Origin of the sequence: Janthinobacterium sp. NKUCC08_JDC, from assembly GCF_019345575.1 — a bacterium.
GTDB lineage: Bacteria > Pseudomonadota > Gammaproteobacteria > Burkholderiales > Burkholderiaceae_D > Janthinobacterium > Janthinobacterium aestuarii.
This window is the reverse complement of sequence record NZ_JAHKQW010000004.1, coordinates 439,286-446,545: the sequence shown is the minus strand read 5'-3', so window position 1 is coordinate 446,545 and position 7,260 is coordinate 439,286. Positions and strand designations below refer to the sequence as shown.

The 7,260-nt window shown below is 60.8% G+C and carries 6 protein-coding genes and 1 rRNA gene; 1 reads left to right on the top strand and 6 read right to left on the bottom strand.

Annotated features, from left to right (window positions below):
* Positions 1 to 244, bottom strand: a 16S ribosomal RNA gene (locus KO538_RS14375); the annotation flags it as partial.
* Positions 245 to 728: 484 nt separating this feature from the next.
* Here KO538_RS14375 and KO538_RS14370 point away from each other — a divergent pair.
* Positions 729 to 2,108, top strand: a complete 1,380-nt coding sequence (locus KO538_RS14370) for a sodium-dependent transporter (RefSeq protein ID WP_219328671.1) — start codon at positions 729 to 731, stop codon at positions 2,106 to 2,108.
* Here the strand turns inward: KO538_RS14370 and KO538_RS14365 are convergent, their stop codons facing one another.
* The 5 genes from KO538_RS14365 to KO538_RS14345 all read right to left on the bottom strand — a co-directional run bounded on the left by KO538_RS14365 (position 2,109) and on the right by KO538_RS14345 (position 7,241).
* Positions 2,109 to 2,723: a M15 family metallopeptidase gene (locus KO538_RS14365; RefSeq protein WP_219328670.1), complete on the bottom strand. Its 615-nt coding sequence runs from the start codon at positions 2,721 to 2,723 to the stop codon at positions 2,109 to 2,111.
* Positions 2,723 to 3,625, bottom strand: coding sequence for a LysR family transcriptional regulator (locus tag KO538_RS14360; protein ID WP_219328669.1), 903 nt, complete (start codon positions 3,623 to 3,625; stop codon positions 2,723 to 2,725). Before KO538_RS14360 ends, KO538_RS14365 begins: the two co-directional genes overlap by 1 nt.
* Before the next feature lie 83 nt (positions 3,626 to 3,708).
* Positions 3,709 to 4,509, bottom strand: a complete 801-nt coding sequence (locus KO538_RS14355) for an N-acetylmuramoyl-L-alanine amidase (protein WP_070303133.1) — start codon at positions 4,507 to 4,509, stop codon at positions 3,709 to 3,711.
* Positions 4,506 to 5,486 carry an N-acetylglucosamine kinase gene (locus KO538_RS14350; protein ID WP_257620355.1) on the bottom strand — a complete coding sequence of 327 codons (981 nt, stop codon included), beginning with the start codon at positions 5,484 to 5,486 and terminating at the stop codon, positions 4,506 to 4,508. The genes KO538_RS14355 and KO538_RS14350 overlap by 4 nt, the downstream gene beginning before the upstream one ends.
* A gap of 93 nt (positions 5,487 to 5,579) precedes the next feature.
* On the bottom strand, positions 5,580 to 7,241 hold the full coding sequence (locus KO538_RS14345; protein ID WP_257620354.1) for a glycoside hydrolase family 10 protein: 1,662 nt from the start codon (positions 7,239 to 7,241) through the stop codon (positions 5,580 to 5,582).
* Positions 7,242 to 7,260: the final 19 nt, after the last annotated feature.

Genomic DNA, 7,260 nt, shown 5'->3' with positions numbered 1-7,260 from the left:
TAGCTAATCAGATATCGGCCGCTCCACGAGCATGAGGTCTTGCGATCCCCCACTTTCATCCTTAGATCGTATGCGGTATTAGCGTAACTTTCGCTACGTTATCCCCCACTCCAGGGTACGTTCCGATATATTACTCACCCGTTCGCCACTCGCCACCAGAGCAAGCTCCGTGCTGCCGTTCGACTTGCATGTGTAAGGCATGCCGCCAGCGTTCAATCTGAGCCAGGATCAAACTCTTCAGTTTAATCTCTGTTACTTTGCCATTTTATTGGCACCGTCATTGCTGACGGGTCGCTCACTCAAAAAACTGACAGGCCACTACTTTCGTAGCGCCTATTTCATTATTTCTTGTGAACATTTGATATTTTAAGTTTGACAGCGATCCGAAGATCGCTGCTGCACTTACATCAAATGCCCACACTTATCGACTGTTAATTGTTAAAGAACTGTATTCGGTACTGCTTTCGCGCTATCGACAAAGCGTTGTGTTTGTCAGCTGCGAAGAAGGAAGAGTATGAAGCATTTCGCTAAATCCGTCAACTCCTTCTTTTCCTGCTTATCGCCGTTTCCGGTGATCCTCAACTGCTGCATTTGACTGCGTCTCATTGGGGAGGCGAACTATAGCAAAGCGCCCCCGGAGTAGCAAGGCTTTTCCCGGGTATTTGCGGCCAACTGCTACAATTTCGCCCCCTCAGCGCAAATTCGCGTCCCACCATAGAAGATTCACCATGAAACAACAAGCTCAAGGATCAGGCCTGACCCTGAAACGAGCTGGCTTTACCACTGGCTTCGGCGTGCTCGCCGCCACCCTCGGTTCCGCAGTCGGTCTCGGCAACATCTGGAAGTTCCCCTATCTGACAGGCGCCAATGGCGGCGCCGGTTTCCTGCTCATCTATCTGCTCGCTACCTTATTAGTGGGACTGCCCGTGATGATCGCGGAAATCACCCTGGGACGCCGGGCCAAGGTCAATCCCATCTCGACCATGGAACAGCTGGCACCGAAGGGCAAGCCCTGGTGGCTGGTCGGCCTCATCGGCATGGTGGCCGCCTTCCTGATCGTCGCGTTCTATTCAGAAGTGGTGGGCTGGGTGTTCGCCTATATTGCCAAGGCCATCGATGGCTCCATCCTCAGCAGCGACAAGCTGGTGACGGAAGCGGCCTTCGCCTCCCTGATCAGCAATCCTCTGCAATCGCTGTTGTGGCAATGGGGCGTGCTGCTGTTTATCGGCGGCATATTGATGCTGGGCGTGACCAAGGGTATCGAGGCGATCGCCAAGAAACTGATGCCGCTGCTGTTCCTGTTACTCCTGCTGCTCTGTGCGGTCAGCCTGTCGCTCGATAAAGCGGGTGAGGGCCTGGCGTTCCTGTTCCGTCCTGATTTTTCCAAGCTGACGGCTTCCGTCGTGCTAACGGCCATGGGCCTGGCCTTCTTTAAATTGTCCGTCGGCATGGGCACGATGATGACCTACGGCAGCTATTTCCGCGACGACCAGAATATCCCCGTCACGACCTTGCGCGTGATGGCGGCCGACCTCGGTGTATCAATGCTGGCCGGCATCGCCATCTTTCCCGCCGTGTTCACGTTCGGTTTCGCGCCCAGCGCGGGACCGTCGCTGGTATTCATCACCATCCCGGCCGTGTTTTCGCAGATTCCCATGGGACAAGTGCTGATGGTGGTGTTCTTCATCCTCGCCGCCGTCGCCGCCACGGGGGCGATGCTGTCGCTGATGGAAGTGCCCGTGGTGATTTTTCATGAACGCTTTGGCTGGACACGCACCAAGGCAACGGTCGTGACCATGCTGCTGCTGGCCGTGCTCGGTTCCGTGTGCGCGCTGAGTAACAGCACCCTGGCGGACTTCAAGCTGTTTGATTTGAATATGTTTGATCTGTTCGACTTCGTCTCATCGAATATCTTCTTGCCCGTGGGCGGCATCGCGATTGCCTTGTTTACAGGCTGGGCCTGGGGCAAGCAGCATTTCATCGATGCGATCAGCAATCACGGCCAGTTGCAGAACAGGCAACTGGCACATGTGCTGCTGTTCCTGCTGCGCTTTATCTCGCCCGTGCTGATCCTGATCGTGATGCTGAAGGGTTTGAAAGTCTTTTAATCAGAGTACCCGGGTGTAGGTCTGGCGCACCAGCACCCGGTCGCCGCAATCGAAATGCCACCATTCGCTGTTGATGCCGAAGAAGCCCGCCTGGAACATGGCGTCGCGCAACAATCGGCGATTGTCCACTTGCTGCTCCGTAATTTCTCCCCTTTCCCGCATCACCAGTTCCAGTGCCGGATGCGAGCGCTCACTCAGGTCATCAAAACTCGTGCCCATGTCCAGTTCCTGTCCGTCCGGGCCGACGATGGTGATGTCGAGCGCCATGCCGAACGAGTGAATCGAGCCACGCGACGGCTCGGCGATGTAGCCGAGCAACTCCGTTCCCTGCAGCGCATCCCACAGTTGCTGCTGCACCCGTTGCGGGCGCAGGGCGTCGAGCACCAGTAAATGATGATCGGGCCGCCGCTCGGCCAGCCAGGCCACGGCTTTCTCCAGCGACACTGCCGCATCGCGGTGCAGCCAGGCGCAATCGATGGGGCTGTATAAGTCGCGGCCGACAAAATTGTCGGGCGTGGCATAGCGCAAGTCGACGGCGATGCCGGCGATGCTGCTCAGGTGGCGAAATTGCGGATCGCTGCCGACCGCTTCCAATTGCAAACTTGCAACAGACATCAGACTCCTCTTTCCAGGCAATTGCGCGCCGCCACGCCGATGCTGTCGGCCAGGCGCCGCGCGCCATGCGACAGCGGCGAGTGGCTCGCCGTCAATAAATACAGTTGGATCGGTATCGTGGGCGCCCAAGGACGGCGCTGCAGCCGCTCGGGCGAACCGGACGCAGCCGTAAACGGATCGACCACGGCCATGCCGGCGCCCGCTTCCACCAGCGAGCGGGCGATTTGATAAGTCTGCACCACGGTAGAAAACACGGGGTGGATATCCTGCGCCTCGCAAGCGGCGATCACCAATTCGCCTAGCGGATCGTTGTCCGTATGGCCGATCAGCTCGCCGTTCAGGCCATGCGCCGTCAACGGGGTGCCGCAATCGGCCGCGCGCCAGGTGCCGGCCGGCGCGATCACCGTCATGACGCCCTGCGCGATCGGTTCGGCCACGATGCCCGGATGGCGCGGGGCTTGCAACGACACGGCCAAGTCCGCCTCACCGAGGCGCAAGGTATTGACGATCTCGCCCGTGTGGTGGGTGGCCAGCTGGCAACGCGTGTGGGGAAAGTCGCGCCGCCATTCCGTCATGGCGAACGGCAAGACGCTGATGGCGATCGTCGGTGTGGAGACCAGGCGGATGGTTTCCACGGCATGGCCCTTCAGGCTGGCCGCCAAGCGGCGGATGCCCAACAAATCGCGGTTGAGCTTTTCCGTCTCGACAAACAAACGGTGTGCCTCGGGTTTAGGGTACAGCTTGCCCCGCACGCGCTCAAACAGCGGCATGCCCAACTGCAACTCGCAATGCTGCAAGACCTTGGTTACGGCCGGTTGCGAGATATGCAGCACCTGGGCGGCGCCGCTGATGGTGCCAACTTGCATGATGGCGTGAAACACTTCGATATGACGCAGCCGCATGAGCTATTCCTTTACCTTGCCGTGGCCGCCTGGGCCCTCAACGTTCAGCATATAAGAAAAAGTCATGGGCTGGAACGGCTATGCTACTTTGCAACAACAACTGGCGCCGGCGTCGTCAGCACTTCCAGCAGGGCCGCCGTTTCGCCGTCGGGTGTGCCGTCAAACAAGGTGTTGCGGTATTTCATCTGGAAGGCGATCAGCACATTGCGCGTCGCCTCGTCGAAAACGCCCGTGTTCGGCGTCGCATAACCGTGCTGGGCCAGCTTTTTCTGGAACCAGACGGCGTCCGGTACTTGCTGCTCAAAAATAAGGCGCTGCGCGGCAACACGGTTCGCATCGGGCCAGACGATCAGGCCCGCATCGGCCAGCTGGCGCCAAGGAAACAGCGGCCCCGGGTCCTGCTTGCGCTGCGGGGCGATCTCGTTATGGCCGAGGATATTTTCCGGCGCGATGTTGTAGCGGGCCTGGATATCTTTCAGCAGTGGAATCAGCTCATCGATCTGTGCCTGGGGAAACGGATACCAGAGACGGCCTTCCGGCGTGTCCTTGTAGCCGGGGTTGACGATCTCGATGCCGATCGAGCTGACATTCAACTGTGTATAAGTCTTCCAGTTACTCACACCCGCGTGATTGGCCTGGCGCGATTCGTCGACCAGCACGTAAAACTTCGGCTTGTCCGTGTCCGTCAGCAAATAATGGCTGCTGACTACTTGTTCCGTCAGGATCTTGATCGAGCGGGGCAGGTCGCTGACCGTGTAATGGATGACGATGAATTTTACGCGCGGGCTCTGGCTGCGCGCATTCAAACTATGGTCGAGGTGCGGCGCGGGCGTGGTACAGGCGGAAAGCAGGGCCACCAGCAGGGCGAGGGCGATTTTTTTCATGAAAGATCCGTGTTCGGGTTAATAAAATGTTCAGTATTGGCCTGTGTATTGACCGCCGCCTTGACGGCTATCCTGGCCGCCGCGTCATGTGGACGGGCAACTTTCTGTTCCATCGTCAACGATACAGGCAAAGCGGCGCGCATGGCTGACGCGATGGCCGGGTGCAACTGCGCCGCGCGGCCGGCCAGCACCACGGGACGCGGACCATGGCGCGATACCAGCGCCATGGCCAGGCGCGCCAGTTCCTGTCCCGCGCGCTGCAAGATGTCCAGCGCCAACGGGTCGGCATCGGCACTGGCGGCCACGGCCAGCGCCAGCCGGCCGATGGCGCCCCGGTCCTGGCCATACATGAAGGCGCGCGACAATGACCAGTCGCTGCCGCCCAGTTGCGCAAACACGGCCTCGGCCATGGGCGACGCTTGCCAGCTGCCGGGCGCCTCGTCTTCGCGGCGCCAGATATGGCGCAAGGCTTCGCGCGCGATCCAGTAACCGCCGCCGCCATCGTCGAGCAGCACGCCGCGCCCGCCTGCGCGGTGAAACACGCCATCCGCATCGATCCAGGCCGCAATCGACCCTGTGCCAGCGTAGACCAGATAACCTTCGCCTGGTTCAAAACTGTCGCGATAGGCGATGTCGATATCGTTGCCCAAGCGGACGTCGCCGGCATCCAGCGCCAGCAACTCCGCCAGCATGTGCGCCAGCGCCACATCGTCGCCGCCAAAACCCGTCAAGCCCGCCACCACGGCGCGCGGCTGGCCAACGGCCAGCACAGCCTGAGACAATTTCGCAAACGTGGCGTGCACGGCTGCGCGGCCCGCATCGCTGCTCATTTGCAAGGCAGACAAGCCTTCCACGGCCCCGTCCGCCACGATGGCGCCATCCGCGCCGGCCAAAGCCCAGCGCGTCTGCGTGCCGCCCGCGTCGATGCCCAGCCCGAGTACGGCCGTGTCAATATTGATTGCAGGGAAGGAAATCATGGCATGAGTGTAAAGCCAAGCGGAGCTTGCAGGCATGAAAGCTTGCGCATGTTTCATGCCTGCAGGTTATGGATTGCCGGTAAACCAGCAAAATTACTTGGCGGCGACCGTAAACGGTGCGCGCACGGTGACGCGGGGGCTTTCATTGCCGAGGCGGTCCACGGCGCTGACCACCACCGCATTGACTTTACCAACGGCATCGTCGACCAGGGTCAGTTCGCCTTGCACGCCCGTGACCACGGTAAAGCGCCAGTCTTCGCCGTAGCGGGCCCAGACCGCGTACTGCGCCACGGGTTTGCCGCCGCCCGCCGTCAATTTGATGTTCAGGCTGGTGGAATCGCGGCGCAGAGCCAGCACGGGCGTACCCGGTGCTTCCTTGCCCAGCCATGGCGTGGCGGGAATCAGGGCAGGGCTTTGATACACGGTCGCCTTGAGTTGCTCGCTGACACCCTTGCGGTTCTGCATCAGGGGCACCATGCTGAAATGCACTTGTCCATTCGCGCCGGGGCGCGTGCGCGTCACTTCGATCTGCTTGATGATCTCTTGCGGCGTGAAGGACTTGGCGGAATTGTCGATACGGCTCGTGTACAGGCCAGGCCAAACATGGCGGCCATACGGGTTTTGCGCCAGCCAGTAGTCGAGCAATACGCCAAACGCTTGCGGCGCCTGCGCCACGGGCCAGTACAGCTGCGGCGACAGATAATCGAGCCAGCCCTTGGCCAGCCACAATTCCGCATCCGCATACAATTTATCGTACTGGCTGAAGCCGACGATGCCGGCAGGGCGACGGTCCGGGCGGCCGATGCCGAACGGGCTGATGCCGAAGCGCACCCAGCTCTTTTCACGGTGGATGCCTGTATATAAAGCTTCGATCAGCTGGTTGACGTTCTGGCGGCGCCAGGAAGGGCGGTCCAGCTGGCCGCCGGCCAGCAGATATTGCTGCCAGGAAGGCTCATCGGGAAACGGCAGTTCGCGCTTGGCGCCGCCATTGCCCGCGTCCAGCGCGGCTGTTTCGGCCCCCGCACCGGCGCCAGGCGCGTCGATCGGGTACGGATAAAAGTAATCGTCGATGTGCACGCCATCGATATCGTAGCGGCGCACCACGTCGAGCACCACGTCCGTCGTGTGCTTGGAGGCGGCAGCGTCGCCCGGATCCATCCACAGGTAGCGGCCGTATTGCTTGACGGATGCCGGGTTGGTGGAAGCGAAACTGTCGCGCGCCAGCGGCGACTTGGCCGTCGCGTGACGGGCCCGGTATGGGTTGAACCAGGCGTGCAATTCCAGGCCCCGCGCATGCGCCTGGGCCACCCAGAAGGCCAGCGGGTCATACAGGGGCAATGGCGGCTGGCCTTGCTTGCCGGTCAGGTATTCCGACCACGGCTCCAGCTGCGACGGGTAAATCGTGTCGGCGCTAGGGCGCACTTGCAGCACAATCGCGTTCAGATTCAGGGACTTGGCACGGTCGAGAATGGCCAGCGCTTCCGCTTGCTGCTTGGCGACCGGTAAATTGCTGCGGCTGGGCCAGTCGATATTGGCCACCGTCGAGACCCAGGCGGCGCGGAATTCGCGCGGCGCCGGCGGCGGCACTTCACCCGTGATGTGCTGCACAGGCGGCACGGCCGGCAAACCCGCTTCGCCCGGCGTCGCTGCGGAGGGGATCCTGGTGCTGGTACAGCTGCTGAGCAATGTGGCGGTGGCCAGCGCGGCCAATACGCCGGCGCTGGCGCTCAGGCGTTTTTTAAAAGTAGACAACAAAACAATTCCTTGCAGTGGT

What these genes read in the sequence shown, in the direction of transcription:
- KO538_RS14355 (WP_070303133.1), bottom strand. Translation starts at nt 4,509, where the DNA reads ATGAAAAAAATCGCCCTCGCCCTGCTGGTGGCCCTGCTTTCCGCCTGT.
- KO538_RS14360 (WP_219328669.1), bottom strand. Translation starts at nt 3,625, where the DNA reads ATGCGGCTGCGTCATATCGAAGTGTTTCACGCCATCATGCAAGTTGGC.
- KO538_RS14350 (WP_257620355.1), bottom strand. Translation starts at nt 5,486, where the DNA reads ATGATTTCCTTCCCTGCAATCAATATTGACACGGCCGTACTCGGGCTG.
- KO538_RS14365 (WP_219328670.1), bottom strand. Translation starts at nt 2,723, where the DNA reads ATGTCTGTTGCAAGTTTGCAATTGGAAGCGGTCGGCAGCGATCCGCAA.
- KO538_RS14370 (WP_219328671.1), top strand. Translation starts at nt 729, where the DNA reads ATGAAACAACAAGCTCAAGGATCAGGCCTGACCCTGAAACGAGCTGGC.